This is a genomic window from Candidatus Rhabdochlamydia porcellionis (assembly GCF_015356815.2).
Taxonomy (GTDB): Bacteria; Chlamydiota; Chlamydiia; order Chlamydiales; family Rhabdochlamydiaceae; genus Rhabdochlamydia; species Rhabdochlamydia porcellionis.
Window position 1 is genome coordinate 776,759 of the sequence record NZ_CP075585.1, and the last position, 21,598, is coordinate 798,356.

Sequence of the window (21,598 nt, forward strand, 5' to 3'; positions counted from 1 at the left end):
TTTATGCTATTTATATTATATAGGAATATGTATATAGGAATATGTATATAGGAATATGAAATTTTATTAGGTATGAATATGAAAATAGTACCGTTTTTAACTTTTAGCTCTTTGCTTTTTTCCTCCTTATGGGGGGTTGATTTTGTCGTTACAAACTCTTTTGATAGCGGACCTGGCTCTCTTAGACAGGAAATTCTAGATTTCAATCGCACTCCTATTATTGATCCTACTAATAGAATTACTTTTGATACGTCAGGCCCTATTCAGCTTCTTAGCGATTTACCTGCTCTAACCTCAGATGCAACCGTTGTTTGTCCATCTGCTCTAAGGATTGATGGAACTTCATCCTCAACTCTTATATTTAACATGCTAAGTGGTCAAATTACGATTCAACTTCCCTTCTCTTCTTCTCAATTTCTTCTAAATGGAGGAGTGAGCGGATTAGGAAATCTTTACATTGTAGGACAGGGAGTGTTAGAGTTAATAGGAGAAAACAGTTATTCTGGACTCACTATTATTGATCAAAATGCGGTTTTAAGGGTTTCTGGAAATGGGCTCCCTTCTACTACTGGAGTTTTTCTTAATGGATTTTCTGAATGGAATTTATCTAATATTGCAGGGAGATCGCAATTAATTAGCGGTTTATTTGGTCAGTCAGGAACAGCAAGAATTGTTCTTGGAAACAAAGCTCTCATTATAAATGATGCAGTGAATGCGAATTATCCAGGGTTTATAGAAGGAGATTCTTTGAGTTTTTTTGCCAAAGAAGGCTCAGGGGTTCTTACTCTAACAGGTAATTCATCTAATTTTCAGGGAGGCGTTGGAGTAGGTGGAGGAACTCTTTTAATAAATGGCTTTTTAGGGGATGGTACTAATCCCATTACTGTATTTCCTAATGCAATACTCGGTGGTAGTGGGGTCTTAGCTGGCAACGTAACCAATAATGGTAGTGTGCAACCGGGTAATTCCATTGGCACATTAACCATAAATGGAAATTATACGCAAAATGCTTCTGGAGAGCTTGTCATAGAAATTAATGAAGCAGGAGCAACAGATCTACTTGATGTTACAGGAACAGCGACATTGGGTGGAACTCTGCAGGTAGATCCAGAACCTGGGCTGTATTTGGAGGGAACAACCTACACATTTCTTACTGCAGGCTCTGTGATAGGTCAATTTAGCAACACCTCTAGCACTAGGCCCCTGAACTACGCCATCAACTACTTTCCCAACCAAGTTCAACTCTTGATTCCTAGTAATTTTTTGGTAACGCCACCTAGACCCAACGGCAATGCAGGATCTGTAGCAGATTACCTCTTTTGTTCCTCTTTTGATTTTGCTAATACCGATCTTGATACAGTTGCAGAAGCCTTGCTTATTCTTCCCACAGATCAGTATGCACAGGCTTTAAATAAATTAACTCCTTCTCAATTTGGGGCGTTTGCTTTAAACGAATTAGAAAATAACTTTAGCATTTCTAACAGCTTCTTTATCAGAGCTAATCAAAGATCATACTGCTATAATACATGCGACTCTACCAATATTTGGGTTAATCCCATAGGACTTGTTTACTCGCAAAATAACCGTTCTCAAATTAGTCAAGAAGCCACCGGATTTATCAACCATACCTATGGAGTTGTGGGTGGAGTAGACCATGTATTGAACAATGACTGGAAGTTAGGTTTTGGCCTTGGCTATTCCTGCTCCCACTTACGATGGAAAGATCAAGCAGGCAAAGCTAAATCTGATTCAGGATATTTAGGTCCTCGTATAGGATATGATTGCGAGCGCTTTTACTTTGACCTTCTAGTTCTAGCAGCAGGCAGTTTTTACGACGTAGATCGAAAAATTGTATTCCCAGGCATTGATCGTACAGCAAGTAGCCATCCTACTACTTGGGATCTTTCTGAAATTGCATTAATAGGCTTTAGACTGCAACCCTTTTGCGGCTTTTTCATACAGCCAGAAATTTTACTAGACCAGTTAAACGTTTTCCAAGAAAGTTTTCATGAAAAAGGAGCTGACTCTATAAATTTAGCCGTAAAAAGAAAATACACCGCCTTTTTACGCTCTTTGGCTAACCTGAAATTCGTTAAAAAGTGGACCTTTTGCAGCATGTGTTTAGCCCCTAGTGTCAACGTAGGTTGGCTTAGAACAACCCCTTTAACAGGTAGGCATTACACTGCTAAGTTTCGAAATGGTACATTTTGTGAACCAAATTTTTCCGTGACTAGCTTTGATGAAGTAATGGATCAGGTGCTTGTTAGTGGTCAATTCCTTATCTCTTCTCAAGGTTGTTTTAGCATGTCTTTAGGCTATGATGGAAGATTTGGCAACGGCTCCCAAGTAAATGAAGTAAATATAGCACTGGATTGGAAGTTTTAAAATCACTTAGCTTTACGAGAGTACCTATTGTTAAAACAGCTAAAAGAGTCAAAAAAAATGGATGAAACGATGAAAATAGATCTACATTAAAAATACTCTTCTCTTACTACGTACAATTTCCGATAATAATTCCTAAATCGAGAGGAATTTTCTTATGCCCAAATTGCTGGAAGTTCAAAACCACTGTTAATCAATATCTTAAACTAATTATGACAGGACAGTTTCTCGTAAGATGGGTCTATGCCAGGAAAAAATAACCCTATCCTCCTTGTAAAATCTCTATTAAAAAAAATAATTTTTATCAAATAGATATTTTGAAAATTACAAGATTTATTTTAATATTAACTTTTATTGTTATAATTAACTTTTGTTATTATATTTGAATGTTCATGTTATTATATTTGAATGTTCATGTTATTAAATTTGAATACTTATGTTTAATCTAGGTTTTTAAATGAGTCTTGTATTCCCTGAAAAAATCGATAGCTCTGGACAAATTGAATATCCTAGCTATATAGCATGTCTTGATGTACATCAAAATGCCAAAATACCAACTACTCTTGAAAAAGTTCAAGCATGCACACAACGCTCTTTTCAGCTAGTTGGTATTTTCTTTGTTTCTTCTAAAGATGCTCTGTTTGGAGTTTTAGGAAGTGCTGGAACCTCTTTCAAATACACAGTTCTTGGTTATTACGGCTCTTGGAGTCAAATTTGCTTTCCCGAAAATGCTCATTTAATTGTTTTCAAAATTGTTTTCTGGACTGCTTTTATCGGATGGGGGATTATTGCAACTACATTTCGTCTTTTTTCAGAAAGAACCTCTCCTGGTCACTCTCTATTTCTCAAGCAATTTGCCAATGATGAAATCGACGTAGATCACATCAAAACAGAAGAGTCTAGCCTAGATGCAAGCAATGTGCCAACAGGTATTCAAGTCGATACTTTGCTAGAGCTTTTCGATGCAATTAATTTTACAGATAGAAATGCTCCAGGATATATGGCAGAAACAACTCGCCAAGAAGGAAATACGATTTTTACTCCGGAACAATTAAGAAACTCTCTAGAAGATGCAGATACAAAAGAAGGATTTATAAAAAACGTCAATACAAGAAGAGCTTTCATAGGAACCCCACCTGCTCATGATGTGCCTCGACTTATGGATTTTTATCAACAAATTGAAGATGCTGTTCGTCTTTCTATTTATAAAGTAGTAAAAGACGTAACAGATTTTAAAGAAAGAAATAAAAATGCATCTGGCTTGTTTAGCTATGATGAACTTGCCGAGGATAAAAAACAAGAGTACAAGAACCTTCTACAAACACGGGCTCGTGTAGCTTTAGATTTAGCTATTGCAGGAAGGCATTGTGGCGCCCGATATATGGGAGAAGCTATGGATGTGTATTACAGTGTCTATAGTAAAGATGGTATTCCCAATGATAAAGATCTTCAAGGAACTTTAATCGAAATTTTAGCTAAAAAACGAGAAGAGATTGCTAAAGAAGAGGCTCGAAAATTAGGCTTAGACGACGCGACCTCGGATACGACGCATCAATTTGCTAAATATATGGGCAACATGGGTAGACTTCTTGGAATTCCAGGAACCAAAAATATCATTGAACATCTTTCAATGGGCATCGACACCTACCAATTGTTAGGTGATTTCTTTCGGAAATACACTGTTGATACAATTATCAATGCCATTCAGGAGAAAGTTAAAACCTCTCAAGACTTTCGAGAAAAAATCACAGATTGGGTTAAAGGTCAAGTAAAAGATTGGAATCATGAAAAGTATGAAGATATTGAAGATATTGCCAAAAAAATAGAAGACATTTGCAATAGCTCTATAAAAGAAACCCCACTATCTTTTAATTTCCAAATATTTCAAGACTTGCTCATCCATCTAAAAGACAAAAAGATTGTTTTACCAAAATTAGAAGAAGGCTGGGATAGCTTCCTTAAAGAATTTTTTACTTTATCTGAAACAAAAGAGAAACTAAAAACCATCTTTCCCTTTGAAGAAAATAAAGAAGATCAAATGCAATATAGGATTAGAGTTCTCAATCTATTAAATGACATAAAAGTAAGTTGCTCTCAAGTTGAGCTTGGACCTGAGCTATTTCAAGAGCTACAAGAGGCAATTGCATCTGGTGGTTTCACACCAATTCCTAATGATCGGTACCTGCCAAGATTTATTGAAAAACAAAAGATTCAGGAAATGAAAAATGTTCTTCCCTTGATGGAAAATGACACTTTATTGAGGCTATTAAAAAACGAAATTGATTTGCTAGAATCTATTCAAAATTATCAAGAGCGGGTACGTAAGGAAGATTTTCTTGACTTTCTTGGTTTTGAAGGAATACTTGCAAAAATCATGTCGATTCCTGCTGAAGATTTATCAGGCGCTGAAAATAGAGCTTATCAACGGCTGATAGAATGGATTCTAGTCTCTCAGAAGATTTTAAAACCTCAAGTAGAATCTAGCCAGAGTAAAGTAGTATTAGCTAAAAACTCAGCTATATCTTATGCTCAAACCGTATATAATGAATCTCCTACAGAAGTAACAAGACTCGTTTCTCTAGAGAAATTAATTAATTTACTGCGTAATAGCAAGGAAAATGCGGAAGAAGTTTTTGCTTCTATGCCATCAACTCTAGATACCAGATATAGAGAAGAGGCTAGATTCAAAAGAGATGCGGTTTTAACATGGATTTTTAAGCAAAGCTTTCAAGAAAATCCTGATGAAATAGTTGCTGCTGCAGAAAATGTGAGCAAACAAGTCTTTTATCCTAGGTGGAAAAAAGTTTGTTTGATTCAACTGCCTAAAGTTTCTGCGGGCATTTTCTGCAATACCTATTTTAAAGTTGCTTTGACCGTATCTGCTATATTTGTTTCTGTTTTTTCAATCTATCAAGCACATGCAAGGGTCTCGCAACTTTTTGTGGCTAAGGGAATTCCTTTCATTATCAACCATATTCCTGTGCAGGTTGTTCGAGCTGGCAATGCAATCATAGGAGCCAAAGAGCTTATTTGGAGAAACCGTTTTAAAGTTATAGCAATTATCTGGTTGACTAGAGAAGGAGTAAGAAGGTTGCCTGAAATCTCTTATTTGAGTGCAGCTGCAAGATCTATAGATCTGTGGGAGATTGCTAAATCTATATGTTTATTTTCTTGTCCTCAAACCCTTTTCTGGTTTGCCTGGGATAGGTCCTTTTCTATTATAGATAGTGTTTGGAGTACATCTCAAGAGATTGGTCAACGATTTCGTAAGATATTCAGCAACGCAGAAAAAGAAAGAGATATAACATATAGGCAGAAATCCTTAGAAGTTTGGAAAAGCTGCCAAGTTGCTTTAGTATAAAAACTTTAAGAGAACCGTTTATGTAAGCGGTTCTCTTTCTATTATTCAAATCCTTACAAAGCGTCGACAAAAAAAAGGAACTCAATAAAGAGTTCAAAGATAAAGCTAATATTATTAGATGCTCAGGGCGTTTATCAATCTGCGGACGTACTTCTCGGATTAGTGTCCTATACAATACAACATAATATCAATTATCAGACGTTGATGATATACAACAATAAGCTCTCCTGTATTGGAGAGCTTATTTTCTTTCTTTAAGCTCCTTACAATCAAAGATCTGAACAAACCCTGGCTTTTTATCTCTAATAAGATTTAAAACCCTTTAGAGAGCATTTAACAATGAAACAACCCTTGCTTCAAACTTATTATTTTGCATAATTATGGATATTTTATTGTTATTAAAACTGAAAGAATCTACCGATGAAAAAAGCAGCTATCATATGTGCTCAAGGATTAGGCGATGTTTTACTTATGATGATCGTTGCTCATCAATTTAAACTTTCCGGGTATCAAACAACTGTTTTTCACAATCATACAAAAGAGTTAACCTTTCTTTTTAAAGATGTTTGCTTTCTCCCGTATCCTTCTTTGGATCGATTAGAAGAAACCCTAGCATCATTTGAGCGCGTTATTATCGAAAATGACCACTCGAAAAGAGCTTACGACCTTTTTAGACTGCGCGAAGCAAAAAAATTGAATAACCTCACCTTTTTTTTCCCTACTACTTCTCCTAAATTTCAAGAAGGAGACTTTCTTTTTGATCCGCAGCTTCCTATTGCGTCTAATATTTGCAGAGCTTGCCAAACAGTTCTGCAAATACAAAACGCAACCAAAGAAAACGGTATTTACGTTCCAAAAGGAACGCGCTGCAGATTTGCTAAACGCATTGTGATACATCCGACTAGTAATGATCCAAAAAGAAATTGGTTTTCTTCTCAATTCCTAGCTCTTGCACATCGACTTAAAAACGAAAAATACTCGATCAGTTTCTTTGTTAGTCCTTCTGAAAGAGTCGATTGGCTTCATGTTGAAAAACAAGGATTTCAACTCCCTTTTTTTTCTGATTTGAGCCAACTTTCAACTTACCTATATGAATCGGGTTTTTTTATTGGAAATGACTCGGGGATTGGCCATTTAGCATCAAATCTCGGCATTCCCACATTAACCATTTCTGGGAATCCTAAGAGAGTACGTCTTTGGCGCCCTGATTGGCATACAGGCCATATTGTCACTCTCCCCTTTCCTCTTCCTAACTTTAAAGGCCTCTATCTTCCTATTAGGGAAAATTTTTGGCAGTACTTTATTTCAGTTTCGCGCACATTAAACGCTTTTTATAAGCTTAGAGAATCCATATGCAAGCTGCAGTAATCTGTTCACGGGGAATAGGAGATGGTCTTCTCATGATGATCGCCTCTCAGTATCTCTTGAAAAAAGGCTATACGGTTACTACTTATCAAGATTCTCTCTCTGAACTCAACATATGGTTCCCCGACCATCATTTAAAAAAACGCTCCTCTCTAAATGAACTTGAAAAGCAGCTCTCTATTTATGAGATCATTGTTCTGCAAAATGATAACAGTCCTTTATCCAATGCCATTATTGATCTTTTCAAGATTGGAAAACTCTTTAATTTAAGTGTTTTTTATTCCAGTTATGAAAAAAGCAAGCATGCTCCTTTAACTTTGCTAGATCGGGTTTTTGACCGCTCGCACTCCATGGTTGATAATATTGCAGAATCCATTGCTTCTGTTTTACAGTGTTCAGAAATTTCAAAAAACAATGGATTGATTGCCCCAAATAATTTCAAGAAAAACCGCTACTCAAAACGGATTTTGATCCATCCGACAAGCACAACTCCTTTACGAACATGGGATGCGCAAAAATTTATCAAAGTAGCCCAGAGCCTAACCCAAAAAGGTTATGAAGTGGTTTTCTGTGTCAGTCCCTTAGAACACCCTGAGTGGGTTTTATTGGCTAAAGACAGATTTCCTCTACCTCTTTTTCCCTCTTTACATGATTTAGCGGGATTTATTTACGAATCTCATTTTCTTATTGGCAATGAATCTGGAACAGCGCATCTAGCCTCTAATCTGCATATTCCTACACTGATTGTCGCTTCTTGCCAAAAACAAATGACCCTTTGGCGTCCTGGTTGGTTTACTACTAAAACGGTTACACCCTATCGTTTTATTCCAAACTTTAAAGGATTGCGCCTTCGGCAAAAAAAATGGCAAGCATTTATTTCTCCAAAACAAGTTGTTCGAGCGTTTACTAGATACGTCTTTTAATAAAAATTATTTTCTGTGTTCTTACTTTATTATGAATGATTTCCGCATGATTATCGATAACTTCCTGTAAAGCTATAAAAATCATCATTTTGCTAATCTTCTCATAAGAAAATCATTATCGGTTTTTTTCGTTATAAAGCCCACCACTTGGATTTATAGTAACTTGAAACAAAGATGTATCTTCATAACCATAATTGTAAACAAGTTCTTCTTTATTATTTCATTTAGACAGATTTATGAATTGATTGAGTAATCACTTGTTCAAGCTCCTCTTTTGAAAGACTTGAATCCCAAAGCTTTTGTTGTTGAACCGCTTGATTAACGAACAATTCCTTCCCAAAGATGAGCTTGCAGTTTTTCAAAGTGGCTTTTTTTAAAAATTCTGTCCAATGAGGCTGATAAACCGTATCCATTGCTACGGAGTTGGCACAAATCCAGTCTGATTGAATGCAATCGGGATTAGGCGTGCAATTGATGATCACATCGTAATGAAGAGAAAAAAGCTCTATCCCCCCCCCTTCACATCGATATATTTTTGCCAATTGAACCGCTTTTTCTTTGGTGCGATTGATAAAAGTAACAAAAGCTCCTTTGTCTATAGCTTCTTTCGCAATAGCTTGAGCAACACCACCAGCACCAAACAGAACAATTTTTTTTTTAAAGAGAGTGGTTTTTTTCTCTAGTGCTTGTATAGCACCTATACCATCGGTATTAAAGCTTGTTATTTTAGAATCGATAACCAGTGTATTTATAGCCGTTTGTAAGGAAGGAATTATCGATGCTGTTTTTTCTTTTAAAGGCATTGTGATGCTCAACCCTTTAAAGGGAAGCTGTTGAATCAAGTTTAAGCACTCAGGAAGCTCATTTTTATTACAAGGGATCTTACAATAGAGTGCATTTTTTTTCTGGGCAGTAAAAACAGCATTATGAGCAATTGGGCTTAAACTTGTGTCAATAGGATCTCCAAGGAGTGCATAAATAGCAGTTGTAGAGTTAAGAGTGGAAAAACGATAAAGTTGCAAATCTTTTAGCTTAAGTTGTCCAGGTGCTGTTTGAAGTTTAAGAGTCGCATAGCTAAAGGGCATACCTAAAATAGGTGCAATCAGCCTTGTGAATTGAGCTCTTTCTCCTAATCCAATAGTTACCAAATTCATGTGTTTTTTAGATAAGAGAAGCAATTGAAGTGCTTCTATGCAAGAAGAGCAGTGAATGGCTATTTTGTAAAAATGCGCATAAGGGGTAAAAAGAGAAGATAACACAGAATCTAGTTTGGGAAATTTTTCAAAATTGTGATAGGAAGCAATAAAGTGTATCTTTGGATGATCTAAAAAGAGTTTTTTACGAAAACTTGTTGGTATGTCGTATTCTAAATCAAAAAAGTCTGGCTGCAATTGACAAAGCTGTTCAATGAGTTGTAGTCGGATTTTTTCTGATTGGGTAAATTCCCCTCCTTGATCTTGTCTTCTTAGAGTAAATAAAGTAGGAATAGGCAATTTTTTTAAGAGAGATTTTAACTGCGTCAAATCTAAGTCCATAAATAGATCAAGTCGAAACTCCACAGCATCAATCCACTCTAAATGAGAGAGAATCTCTTCTTCTGCAATTTCTAACTTAGGTCCAGTAACTACGCCAAATAACATGATACTTCTTTGCTTTTCATTAAAGCTTTTGTGTTGCACTCTCTTTATAAAAAAGGTTCATAAATTTATGTTAGAAACCTTCACTTTATCCCTGCAACGTCAAGATACCACAGAGGTGTTTTTAGATTGTGATCTCTTTTCCAATCAAATGGCAGAAGACCTTCGACAAATTCATGGTAAACTTGCTCTTTTTTGTGATAAGAACATAGCAAATCTAATCGGTTATAACTGGCAATCCTTTTTAAGGCAAAAAGGAATAGTTATAGAATTATTTATATTTGAAACCGGAGAGAAAAACAAGAACAGCAAGACTAAAGAGTTACTGGAAAATCAACTCTTTGAACAAGGATTTGGGCGCGATAGCTGCTTTATTGCCTTGGGTGGTGGAGTCACCATAGATCTTATTGGGTTCATTGCAGCAACCTATATGCGCGGTGTTACTTTAATTTGTGTTCCTACTACTCTATTAGCTATGGTAGATGCAACAATTGGCGGGAAAAATGCTGTAAATACTGCTTATGGAAAAAACCTTTTGGGGACTTTTTATTTTCCTCATAAGATCTATTATGATTTTCAGTGGCTGCGCCATTTACCTAAAAAAGAGTGGGTCAATGCAACTGCTGAAATCATTAAATATGCGGTTACCTTATCTTATGATTTGTTTTTACAATTAGAAAATGGTTTAGACCAAAAAGATTTAAGCAAGATAATGGGGCTTGTTAAAACATGCATTCGTCTAAAACATCAAATTGTAAGTTGTGATTTTACAGAGCAAATAGGTACCCGCTCTATTCTTAACTTTGGTCATACAATAGGACATGCTTTAGAAAAGATCACAGATTTTCAAATGGCTCATGGAGAAGCTGTGGCTATGGGAATGCTAGTAGAAAGCTATATGAGTTGGAAAAGAGGATTTCTTTCCTATACTTGTTTTACTAAAATACAAACTCTGATTTGCTCTTATGAATTTCCTCTTGCCATTTACGACTTTCAGAAAGAACTCTGTTTAGAGGTGATAAAAAAAGATAAAAAAGTAAAAAATGGCATAAACCATTTGATTTTATTACAAGAAATTGGTTTGGTTACTCCATCAACTATACCCATCCCAACGGAATACATACTAGAAGGACTTAACTGGTTAGAGATTGAATATGGCAAAATTTCATATCAGTCCTAGTATATTGCAAGGATCGATTACAATCCCCTCTTCTAAATCACAGACCCTAAGGGCTATTTTTTTTGCTCTAATGGGGAAAGGAACAAGCCAAATTCATAAATACTTACCCTCTCCAGATACGTATGCCATGCTAAAAGCTGTGGAGATGCTCGGTGTTAAAATCCAAAAAACAGACACCACTTTATGGATTGAAGGAACTAACCGCAAGCTTAAATCCCCAAAAAATGTAATCGATGCGGGAAATTCTGGACTAGTGCTGCGTTTTATCGGTGCTCTTGTTTCTCTTTTACCTACTCATACGGTGATTACAGGTGATCATTCTATCCGCTGTTTAAGGCCTATTCAACCTTTATTATCAGCTCTTCAACACCTACAAGCAGAGGCGCATTCTGTGTATTTAAATGGATTTGCACCCATTTCTGTAAAAGGACCTCTATTACCAGGTAGTACAAAATTATGCGGAAAAGACTCTCAGCCTGTTTCTGCTCTACTAATGACCACATGTTTCCTAGAAGGACAAAGTCATCTTCAGGTTACAAATCCCGGTGAAAAACCTTGGGTGGATCTAACTTTACATTGGCTTAAGAAATTAGGGACTAAAGTTGAGCATCGCAACCATGAAGAATATTGGGTATCAGGCAAAACTCAATATGAGGGATTTGAATATACAGTACCTGGAGACTGGAGCTCAGCTGCTTTTCCGATTGCAGCAGCGCTGCTTACCTCTTCAGAAATTGTATTAGATAATCTTGATTTAACAGATCATCAAGGAGATAAACAGATTATTCACTGCTTGCTTTCCATGGGCGCCCATATAGAAATTGATTCTCTTAAAAAAAAGGTCATTATAAAAAAAACCAAATACTTAAAAGGAATAGATATTGATGTGAATAACTTTATTGACGCGATTGCAATTTTAGCTGTCATTGGATGTTTTGCGGAAGGAAAAACCCGTTTATACAATGCAAAAATTGCAAGGAATAAAGAATCTGATCGGATTTCTGCAATTACTCAAGAATTGAAAAAAATGGGCGCTAATATAGAAGAAAAAGAAGACAGCCTTATCATTTACCCCTCTTCTCTTAAAGCTGCAAAATTATATAGCCATAAAGATCATCGGATTGCTATGGCGCTATCGATTGCAGCATTAGTAGCTAAAGGGACTAGTTTGATAGATGATGTGGAATGTATTGCAAAAACCTATCCTCGCTTTATCCATGATTTTAGGCTTTTAGGAGCAAAAATAGAGCTATGAATCTGATCTTATACGGTTTTAAAAGTTGTGGTAAAACCACCTTAGGTCAAAGCTTCTCTAAATGGATGGATTGTGCTTTTTATGACACAGACCACTTGGTAAGATCCCTATATCAATTAAAAACAGGTCAATGCATTTCTGTTAGAGAAATTTTTAAAAATGAAGGGAAGGTTTATTTTCGAAAATTAGAAAGGCAAACCTTATCCCTACTTACTCATGTAAAAAACAGCATTATCGCAGTAGGTGGAGGATTTGTTTTAGATCCTTTTAATAGACAATCTCTTGAACAACTAGGGAAATTGGTATATCTCAAGGTGAAAAAAAAAATCATACAAGAAAGAATATTTTCTGCTAAGAGACCTTGTTGGCCCGTTTTTTTAGATACAAATCACCCAGAAGAGTCTTTTGAACAGATTTTCAAAAAAAGGAGTCTAACATATGAACAAATCCTCTCCTATAAGCTTATCGTGGAAAATCAGAAAAAAGATAGCGAGATTTTTAACGAATTAAAAACCCTATGGGTAGAATATGGCAAGTAACTCTTTTGGCACATTTTTACGTATTACAACTTGGGGTGAATCTCATGGCAAAGCTATTGGTGTTGTCATAGATGGTTGTCCTGCAGGGTTGTCTTTAAACGATGAAGATATTAATCTAGTGCTTAAAAAAAGAGCTCCTGGAAAAAACCCTTATGTTTCTCCTCGCAAAGAACCAGATTGTGCTGAAATCTACTCAGGTCTTTTTGAAGGTAAAACCACAGGTTCTCCTATTTCGATAATAATTTTTAATCAAGACCACGACTCTCAAGCCTATGAGTTAAATAAACATCTATTACGCCCTGGGCATGCAAACTTTACGTACTTACAAAAGTATGGTGCCTTCGACTATCGTGGAGCTGGAAGAGCTTCTGCTAGAGAAACAGCTTGCCGAGTAGCAGCTGGTGCAATAGCTAAAAAAATCCTTAAAAAGATCGATATTGAAATAGTTGCTTATGTTTGTGAAATAGGAGGAATCTCTATTCCTCCTTATACGCCTAGTTCTTTTAACCAGTTACGAAAAATCGTAGACTCTAGCCCCCTATTTTGCCCAGATCTTACCATATCTACAAAAATGTCTGCCTTAATCGATCAGGTAAAAACAGATAAGGACTCACTGGGAGGAGTTATTGAATGTGTAACCTCTTCTTTACCCATTGGTTTAGGTGATCCTATTTATGAAAAGTTAGAAGCTAATTTAGCAAAAGCCATGCTTTCTATTCCAGCTAGTAAAGGTTTTGAATTCGGCTCTGGCTTTAAAGCAGCCCAAATGAAAGGTTCTGATCACAATGATTTATTTACCCTTGAAAAAGGGCAGATTGTCACACAAACAAACCACGCAGGAGGAACATTAGCTGGGATTACTAATGGAGCCTACTTAATTACCCGTACAGCATTTAAGCCTACATCTAGTATTGCTCGTATACAACAAAGTATTAATCTAGATGGAAATAAAGAGAGATTCATTCCTTCTGAAAAATCAAGACATGATCCCTGTGTAGCAATTAGAGCAGCCCCTGTAGTTGAAGCTATGACAGCATTAGTACTTGCTGATGCCTATTTAATGAATAGAGGAACACGACTCTAGAAATTAGACACAAACTCTCCAAGCATTTGCACATCTTCTCTAGATGAAAGCTCATCGTAGGAATCCCCCTCTCTTGTAACAACCTCTCCTTCTACTAGAACAGCTAGTCGACGAAGATTATCTTTTGAAAGCATTTGATGAGCGACCATACAAAATCGATCGTAAGATAACCCATGCAAACCATCTATTAGTTTTTTTATCTGTTCAAAATCTCGACAATAAAAAGATAAGGCAAACATAGTTCTTAATCTATCTAAAAAATTTTCCTTTTCCATATTTTTAAGAGAAGAAATGATACTAGAACGGATTGTTTCAAAGCGTTCCAAAGAGATCTCTATATCCAAATTCTTATCAAAATCCCTTAAAAATAGCTCAAAACGCGCTAATAAATCATTCGCGGTATGTGTATTGGATTGAACAGAAAAGTATTGTAGTAGTTGATTTTCTCTTTCTTGATCATATGAGTTAACAATATAAGCTGTTTGCTGCTGCGTACGCAGCGCTTCAAAGAAAGCTGTTTGCAAAGCTTGAGATAGGATTTTTTGCACAGCTCTTGATTCAAAATTAAAGGATCCTTCTTGTAAAAGAATTACCATTCCTGATCCTTGCTGTTCTGTTTTAAGAACAAGTTTAGAAGGCTTATTTAGATCTGATAAAACAAGCATTTTATGTTCTATATGCTGAATAAGAGGATAAGCTTCTGCATGTAAAATTGCCTGTAGATCCTGAAATAACGCTATGGCTTGGCTTTGCAAAAGATCTACATATAAAAAAGCTTTTGTATAAAGACATTGACTAAAGCTTTCTGAAAAATTAAAAAAATCTTCCCATGAAAGACTTTGTAAAGCTAATAGCCTTTGTTGAGTGCAAGGACTATCAGAAATAATGCTTTCCATTTCCATTTGCGCTTGAAACAACGCTAATTTTTTAGAGCTATTTTTATATTGAGCAGCTAAAGAGCCAACATATATCTGAAACTTTTCTTCTGAAATACTCACTTGTTTTGCTGCTTGAAAAATTTTCTTAGTCAAAAGCAATGCCTTTTCATTTGAACCAAAGACCTCAAAATACAAATACAAAGGATTGAAATCTATGTTAATGCCAATCCCTGCATCAGAAGCAAAACATAAATCATCTGCTAGTAAATCATTTAAAGCATATAACCATAACTCAGCTAGTACTGCAGATTTTGGAGTTTGATCTAAAAAAGGAGATTTGAATTGAAAAGCTAACCCATTAGCAGAGGAATGTGTTCTTTTAAAATACACTTCAGAGCCTTCATCTTGATAAATAAGAATAGGGTTATCATCTTGTATATCTTGTAAATAGGGATTAGCTTCTGGTAAGGTAATGTCAGGATGAACCGATACATCTCTCCATTCTTGTAAATATTTGAGGTCAATGGGGACAAGGGCATACTCCACTTGCATCCATTGCTCTTTTCTATCAAGAATAACTCCTGTTTTATTAGGGTCTGCCATGAGAGAATAAACACAATCAGATGGATTTAACACATCAAGAAAGTCATTGCTAAATTTTTTAGCATTAAATAAAGAAGGAATTCTGGTTTTAGTTGGATAAGTAGAAAAATCTTCATAGATAATGTCAGAAGCTAACTCCATAACTTTATTAAAAACATGATCTATTGATTCATAAGTTAATCTTTGGGTATATATGGTTTTAAACTCTTTAAACAGATCATCAAGTAGCTCTAATTTTAAGCGCTGCAGTGCCGCAAATACATAGGATATAACAGTATTGGTTTGTATAAGACTCGAATCTGTTAAAAATACATCTATAAAAAAAAGACATTGATCTTTACTCAAACGATGGCAATATACACTCAGATTTTTAGCAATATTTTCCCTTTTTAACTTAGCTAGTAAGCTTCCCTTTACTTCTTTATTAAGGATATAAGCAATAAATTCTGGAAACTTTTCATCCAAATTACTGGCAAATGCACTTGGAATCTCCCAACATAAAGTAAGCTTTTTTAGATCTTTGATTGGTTTGATAAAAGATATGCTTCCTTTCTGCTGATCAGATAATAAAGAAGCCTGAGGTAACTTTTTCCAATCAGTTGCGCTAGCAATAGGAGAAAATTTTGCAATAGCGAACTCTCTCATTTCAGCAATAGGTAAAGAAGAGATCATCACTAAATGCATACGATTTGCCGTATAATGCGCTCGATACCAATCTTTTAAAACAGATAAAGGGATTTTAGACAAAGTTTCCTGATTCCCACAAGAAAAATTACAATTGGGATGATCGAGGTTCCCTGTCTCTTTGAAAACCATATACTGACGCTCTAGGTCATTTTCTATATTTTTTGCATGCTCTTGATCAACAGCATGCAATTCTCGTCCAACACAACTTATAGAAAATAAAGGATCAATAAAAAAATGAGAAAAGCGATCAAGCGCTAATCCATAAGCTTCAGTCTCAACCGAAAACCCATATACAGTTTTATCTGTTGAAGTAAAAGCATTTTCTAATCCCCCATGATCTTTAATGAATTGTGAATACTCCGACTCTTTAGGATAGGTTTCTGTTCCCATAAATAATAGATGCTCTACAAAATGTGCCATACCTGGATATTCCTCTGGATCGTCCCAGAAACCTGCTTCAACAACAGCCGCTGCAGAGGATTGTTGCACAAAAGGATCTGATATCAGATACATCCGTAGGCCATTTTTTAACACGATCTTCTCTACTTCTCTTTCTGAAAAAGCTGAAGGAATACAAAGATCTTGGATCTTTGTATAGTCTAAACGGCTAACTTGCGCATACAAGGATAGATGTAAAAAAATTAAAGACAGAATATACTTCATTTTTAGCCTTTATTAACTAATAAAAAGAATAGATATTAACTTATGTATTGCATTTATTCAATTGTAAGATTTTATTAAAATTTAAATTGCCTATTAAAATTTTAAAGATTTTTAATACGCGCGATTTTATAAAAACTAGTCGGTAAAGGCGCAACAAAAGTCATTTTTTTTTGCTTTACAGGATGTAAAAAAGTTAGGGAATAAGCATGCAAAGCCATACGCCTGAGCGGATTTGCATTTGCTCGATACTTTTTATCCCCTACAATGGGATGGCCTGCTTCTGAACAATGTACGCGTAATTGATTTTTTTTACCGGTCAACGGCTTTAAACATAAAAGCGAAAACTGTTTATTACTCCATATTTGATCAAATTCAGTAATAGCTAATTTACCGTTTTCTGCAGAAGTACTACGAACAAAATACTTCTCGTCTTCTTTTAAATAACTTTGCCAGCATCCTTGTTGGGTCGCAAGCTTTCCCTCTACTAGAGCGTAATAAGTTTTTTGTATTTGACGCTCTTCAAATTGGGTTTTAAGAGATTGTTTAGTAGATTCTTTGCAAGCAAACACCATAATACCAGATGTTTCGCGATCCAGACGATGAACAGCAAAGACATTTTTACGATGCAATCTTAACTTTAAGACATTTTGGAGCGTATTTTGCGCTTCAAAATCAGTTGCTACACTAAGCATCCCTTCTGGTTTTTCTACAACAATTACCGCATCATCCTCATAAAGGACCTTAATGCCTTCATCCAAGAAAATAAACTTATCTCGAATAGTAATGCACTGCCCTTGTTGTAATTCTACACCAAGCTCTGTTGCATAAAGACCATCTACTAAAATCCGTCCAGAATAAAACCAAGAACGGAGAGTGGTTTTTGAGCTTTTAGGAAAAAGTTTTTTTAGGATATCTTGCAAAGAAATATTTTTATCAATAATAAACTTCATGCTTTCCTTTAGATTTTCTGAAAATTTTATCAATAATTAGATTAAAAAAAAACAATTTATAATCAAAAGTTTATATTAAATTAATAAGAATCAAGCTCTAGCTCCTTAAGCCTGAAAGAAAAAGCCCTTGTCCCCCAATTCAAAATCCGTTATATAGTCACTTATCTAAAAGAAAAAATTGGAGATATGACAATGCAAACGACTAAAGAAAAAGTAAGCTATGTCATTGGGTTAGAGACGGGAAGAAACTTAATACAACAATTTGGAGAAATGGATTTTAAATATGTCTTAGAAGGAATTCAACATGGTATCTCGGGGACAGATCCTCAATTACCTCAAGAAGAAATTACTTCCATTATAGAAGCTCTTAAACAGCAAATTCAATCTAAGCAAAAAGAATTTTTTACTCAACTCTCTGAAGAAAATAAAAAAAGAAGTGAAACTTTTTTATTAGAAAATAAAAAAAAAGAAGGTGTAATAACACTCAACAGCGGACTGCAATATAAAATACTAGAAAGAGCTCCAAAAGAAGGGCCTTGTCCAACTGCATTGGATACTGTAAAAATTCATTATCGTGGTTCCTATATCGATGGTAAGGTATTTGACTCCTCTTATCAAAGAGAAGAACCTCTAGTTATTGGTTTGAATCAAGTTATCTTAGGTTGGTCTGAAATTTTACAAAAAATGCAAATCGGTGATAAGTGGCAGGTATTTATCCCTTCTTATTTGGCTTATGGAGAAAGAGGATTTGAGCCTCATATTGGCCCTAATGTCGCTTTAATCTTCGAAATGCATTTATTGGGCATTAATAGTTAAAATTGTATAAAAGATCCTCTATTCTTCCAATAATTAGGACCATAATCATAACATAATTGTGAGCCCTTATGAATGTCTTTGCTTACATAGAGAATGATATGCCTTTTCCCTTGGTAATAAGCTAAAACGGAATTTACATTTGGTTCTGCACTATGGTTGATAAAGCGCGTATGATTTCCCATTGAACGCGCATCGATTACATAAGGACTTCTCTTATATTCTAAAATGGGGTATTCAAAACAGTAAATATTATTATCTCCTTCAAACCAAGAACGCTTGCGAATTAAACCTGTATATTCTCCAATACAAGTATTCCTAGCAATTTTCTGATTTGCAAATACTCCATACCCCGCTTTTTGATTAATCCAAGCAATGGTTAGCGCTACCTGGCAACCCAAAAGCATATCTTTAGCATACAAGCACCCTAACCACTTTTCTCTTTGACTTAAAAACCGTCTAGGTAATTTCTTTTGGACTTTTTTTTCTAGATCTAGCGAATGAAAAGCTAAGCAATTCGTATATTCAATAGCAAATACCTGCCTAAAGCAAGCTGAACTAGTAATGGATATTTCTTTATGTTCTTGCAAAATCGCTGTTAATTTCATAATCTGGCAAATATTATACTTTAAAAATTATTAAAGGTAGCTCATTTTATGAATGATCTTTATCTTGTCCGTCATGGACAAACAAAATGGTCTATAACAGGTCAACATACTAGTTCCACCGATCTTTCTTTAACAACTCAAGGTATTAAGCAAGCAGAGCTTCTTAAAAAACATTTATCTAAAATACCTTTTGAGCTTATTTTAACAAGTCCACTTAAGCGATCTTTAGAAACTTGTGAATTAGCAGGCTTCTCTAAAGTTGCAACTATAGATGTTCATCTAAGGGAATGGAATTATGGTCTGTATGAAGGATGGACAAAACAACAGATTCTTACAAAATCTCCTCAGTGGAATATCTTTATAGATGGTGCTCCTAATGGAGAATCTGTTGCAGATGTAAAAAATCGAGCTCAGAATATTCTACATAAAATTCAATCCACTCAAGGAAATGTCTTAATTTTTTCTCATGGGCATTTTTTGCGTTTATTTCTTACAGAGTGGCTGCAAATCCCTTCTAATCAAGCAAACCTTTTTATGCTAACCACAGCCTCTATTTCCATTTTAAGTTTTAATGAGAGCTCTCACGTGATAAAAACTTGGAATAACATATATTTACAAGTTTAAGATCTCTTGCTTTTTTTTGCAAAACTGCTATTCTTAAATTTAATTTTTTAAGGTCTTGACATGTCACTCGCTTGGTTTTTTCTACTATTAGCCGGTTTCTTTGAAATTTGTTTTACAATTGCATTGAAGTTCAGTCAAGGGTTTACCCGCCTGATCCCAAGCTTAATTACCATTATTTTTATTTTTTTTAGTTTCTTTTGTGTATCTCAAGCAATGAAGACCATTCCCATTGGTACGGCATACGCTGTGTGGGCAGGGATTGGTGCTGCTGGTACAGTAATTTGTGGAATCATCTTTTTTGGTGATTCTTATCACATCATACGCTTGATCTCTTTATCTCTGATCATTATCGGAATTGTAGGTTTAAAGTTAGCTCATATAGACTAGTAGAACTAAACCTTGTAGAATTTATGAATTTAAAAAAAAACATTGCACATAATTAAACAAATAATTATTTATCTGTAATACAGTAAAAATATATTTTGAGGATTAATAGATGATAGTTACAGGCAGAAAGGCTCATACTAAATTAAAAAATAAAACAAAGGCAAGCTCTTATAAAAAGCAGACATCTGCTTCTCACGAACAAATGGAACTAGAAACAGTAATCTTTCAATACACGCTAGATGCTAAACAAGCCGCATATAGCCAAGCTTTTTGCAATTGTATCCAAGATTTACAAAATAATTTGACTAAATTGCTTAAGCCAAACAACCTTGCAAAAGATGCTAAATTTCTTAGAATTTGTGCTTTAATTATAACAGAGCTTTATTATAAGGCAAAACACTACCCCCTTCCACCAAGAATAAAAAAAAATGCCAAGCAAATAATAGAGCTTTTAACAACTGACTTTCAAAATACTAATTTAATACAAGCTGCTCGCTTATTTAGCGAACAAAACCCCCAGGGGTCGGATTTAAGTACTATATTTACTCAGATATCCTTAGATAAAATGGCATTTTTAAACCAATTTGGTTTTAAACTGACTAGTGAATGCTTAATCTGAAGCTTTTATTAGACGGTTCATCAAAGCTACATTACTTTGAGCTATAGCATCACAAAAAATTAAAATTTCGCTATAGCCATTTTTCTCTGCATGACGAAAATATGCATATAGATCTTGCATATTAAGTTTATAATAATCACAGTTTTCTATAAAAAGAGAAGATACAGAAAGTAACATCCGTTTATTAGAATCTGCTTTTTTACAATAGAAGTTTATTTGCTCTTTCTCGTAAAAGAGTTTAACAGGAATACAAGGGGCATAATGCCGATACTTCATTCCAGGAGAATAAACAGGACCTTTTTGTAGAGATATTTGTACATCTATAGTTATACCTAGTACATGCTCAATCTCTTGTTTTGTAATACTTCCAGGACGTAAAATCACAGGGGGATTAGATAACAGACTAATTACAGTTGATTCAATCCCAAGATTGGTTCTTCCTCCATCAACAATAGCAGATATTTTCTGATCAAAATCATCTAATACATGCTGTGCATCGGTTGCACTAGGTCTACCTGAAAGGTTAGCAGAAGGAGCTACAATAGGAGCTTTTAACATCTGGATAAGGTCTATTGCAATTGGATGAGATGGCATGCGAACAGCCACAGACTCTAATCCCGCTGAAATCAAAGGTGATAAATCACGACGACGTGGAATAACCATTGTTAAAGGTCCAGGGAAGAATGCCTCTGCTAATTGAAAAAATAATTCAGAAGGAGGTAGAGCTATCTGATCTATTTGCTTGAGATTTGCAACATGCACAATAAGTGGATTATCTATAGGTCTTTTTTTAACTGCAAAAATAGAAGAAAGGGCTGATTCAGAAGAAACAAGGGCAGCTAACCCATAAACCGTTTCTGTAGGGATGGCTACAAGTTGCCCCTGATGCAGAAGGCTTGCTGCTTTATATAACCGATTAGAATTTAACATTTTTGTTTTCATGGAAACTTCATTTTATCTCATTTAACGAACAAAATCAAGAAAACAGCTTCACATTTTTTTTCAAAATTATTAGTAGTAGATATATATTAACAAGGTAG

At 35.1% G+C, this 21,598-nt stretch carries 17 protein-coding genes; 12 read left to right on the plus strand and 5 right to left on the minus strand.

Features of this window, described 5'->3' with window-relative positions:
• Positions 1-78 precede the first annotated feature (78 nt).
• The 4 genes from RHAB15C_RS03565 (at position 79) to RHAB15C_RS03580 (ending at position 8,031) form a co-directional block, all read left to right on the plus strand.
• Positions 79-2,385 (plus strand): autotransporter outer membrane beta-barrel domain-containing protein, encoded by a 2,307-nt coding sequence (locus RHAB15C_RS03565; protein ID WP_220716023.1) that lies wholly within the window; start codon positions 79-81, stop codon positions 2,383-2,385.
• 454 nt (positions 2,386-2,839) lie between these two features.
• Positions 2,840-5,743: a hypothetical protein gene (locus RHAB15C_RS03570; protein WP_194844701.1), complete on the plus strand. Its 2,904-nt coding sequence runs from the start codon at positions 2,840-2,842 to the stop codon at positions 5,741-5,743.
• A 420-nt stretch (positions 5,744-6,163) separates the two neighbouring features.
• On the plus strand, positions 6,164-7,111 hold the full coding sequence (locus tag RHAB15C_RS03575; RefSeq protein ID WP_194844700.1) for a glycosyltransferase family 9 protein: 948 nt from the start codon (positions 6,164-6,166) through the stop codon (positions 7,109-7,111).
• Positions 7,096-8,031 carry a glycosyltransferase family 9 protein gene (locus tag RHAB15C_RS03580; protein ID WP_194844699.1) on the plus strand — a complete coding sequence of 312 codons (936 nt, stop codon included), beginning with the start codon at positions 7,096-7,098 and terminating at the stop codon, positions 8,029-8,031. Before RHAB15C_RS03575 ends, RHAB15C_RS03580 begins: the two co-directional genes overlap by 16 nt.
• Before the next feature lie 224 nt (positions 8,032-8,255).
• On the opposite strand, the gene RHAB15C_RS03585 is transcribed toward RHAB15C_RS03580, so the two are convergent.
• Entirely contained in the window at positions 8,256-9,710 is a 1,455-nt protein-coding gene (locus RHAB15C_RS03585) for a type I 3-dehydroquinate dehydratase (protein WP_220716024.1), read from the minus strand.
• 28 nt (positions 9,711-9,738) lie between these two features.
• Here RHAB15C_RS03585 and aroB point away from each other — a divergent pair, with 28 nt between their 5' ends.
• From aroB to aroC, 4 genes are read left to right on the plus strand one after another with little or no spacing between them, the layout of a single operon-like run.
• Positions 9,739-10,848 (plus strand): 3-dehydroquinate synthase, encoded by a 1,110-nt coding sequence (gene aroB, locus RHAB15C_RS03590; protein WP_194844697.1) that lies wholly within the window; start codon positions 9,739-9,741, stop codon positions 10,846-10,848.
• Positions 10,823-12,103: a 3-phosphoshikimate 1-carboxyvinyltransferase gene (gene aroA / locus RHAB15C_RS03595; RefSeq protein ID WP_194844696.1), complete on the plus strand. Its 1,281-nt coding sequence runs from the start codon at positions 10,823-10,825 to the stop codon at positions 12,101-12,103. The genes aroB and aroA overlap by 26 nt, the downstream gene beginning before the upstream one ends.
• Complete coding sequence (locus RHAB15C_RS03600; protein WP_194844695.1) at positions 12,100-12,642, plus strand: shikimate kinase; 543 nt, start codon at positions 12,100-12,102, stop codon at positions 12,640-12,642. Before aroA ends, RHAB15C_RS03600 begins: the two co-directional genes overlap by 4 nt.
• Positions 12,632-13,726 (plus strand): chorismate synthase, encoded by a 1,095-nt coding sequence (gene aroC, locus RHAB15C_RS03605; protein WP_194844694.1) that lies wholly within the window; start codon positions 12,632-12,634, stop codon positions 13,724-13,726. The genes RHAB15C_RS03600 and aroC overlap by 11 nt, the downstream gene beginning before the upstream one ends.
• Here aroC and RHAB15C_RS03610 read toward each other — a convergent pair.
• Positions 13,723-16,557 carry an insulinase family protein gene (locus RHAB15C_RS03610; protein WP_194844693.1) on the minus strand — a complete coding sequence of 945 codons (2,835 nt, stop codon included), beginning with the start codon at positions 16,555-16,557 and terminating at the stop codon, positions 13,723-13,725. The two genes, aroC and RHAB15C_RS03610, sit on opposite strands and share 4 nt — an antisense overlap.
• A 101-nt stretch (positions 16,558-16,658) precedes the next feature.
• Positions 16,659-17,507: an RluA family pseudouridine synthase gene (locus RHAB15C_RS03615; protein ID WP_194844692.1), complete on the minus strand. Its 849-nt coding sequence runs from the start codon at positions 17,505-17,507 to the stop codon at positions 16,659-16,661.
• Positions 17,508-17,693: 186 nt separating this feature from the next.
• Between RHAB15C_RS03615 and bamJ the strand changes: the two genes are divergently transcribed.
• A complete protein-coding gene (gene bamJ / locus RHAB15C_RS03620; RefSeq protein WP_194844691.1) occupies positions 17,694-18,323 on the plus strand; it encodes a BamJ family beta-barrel-assembly machinery protein in 630 nt (209 codons plus the stop codon).
• Here the strand turns inward: bamJ and RHAB15C_RS03625 are convergent.
• Positions 18,320-18,928, minus strand: a complete 609-nt coding sequence (locus tag RHAB15C_RS03625; protein WP_194844690.1) for an SET domain-containing protein-lysine N-methyltransferase — start codon at positions 18,926-18,928, stop codon at positions 18,320-18,322. The two genes, bamJ and RHAB15C_RS03625, sit on opposite strands and share 4 nt — an antisense overlap.
• A gap of 48 nt (positions 18,929-18,976) precedes the next feature.
• Between RHAB15C_RS03625 and RHAB15C_RS03630 the strand changes: the two genes are divergently transcribed.
• From RHAB15C_RS03630 to RHAB15C_RS03640, 3 genes are all read left to right on the plus strand, one after another.
• Positions 18,977-19,552: a histidine phosphatase family protein gene (locus RHAB15C_RS03630; RefSeq protein WP_194844689.1), complete on the plus strand. Its 576-nt coding sequence runs from the start codon at positions 18,977-18,979 to the stop codon at positions 19,550-19,552.
• Between the two features lie 60 nt (positions 19,553-19,612).
• On the plus strand, positions 19,613-19,939 hold the full coding sequence (locus RHAB15C_RS03635; RefSeq protein WP_138106413.1) for a DMT family transporter: 327 nt from the start codon (positions 19,613-19,615) through the stop codon (positions 19,937-19,939).
• A 109-nt stretch (positions 19,940-20,048) separates the two neighbouring features.
• Complete coding sequence (locus RHAB15C_RS03640) at positions 20,049-20,558, plus strand: hypothetical protein (RefSeq protein WP_194844688.1); 510 nt, start codon at positions 20,049-20,051, stop codon at positions 20,556-20,558.
• On the opposite strand, the gene RHAB15C_RS03645 is transcribed toward RHAB15C_RS03640, so the two are convergent.
• Entirely contained in the window at positions 20,550-21,500 is a 951-nt protein-coding gene (locus RHAB15C_RS03645; protein ID WP_194844687.1) for an L-threonylcarbamoyladenylate synthase, read from the minus strand. The genes RHAB15C_RS03640 and RHAB15C_RS03645 overlap by 9 nt on opposite strands.
• Positions 21,501-21,598: the final 98 nt, after the last annotated feature.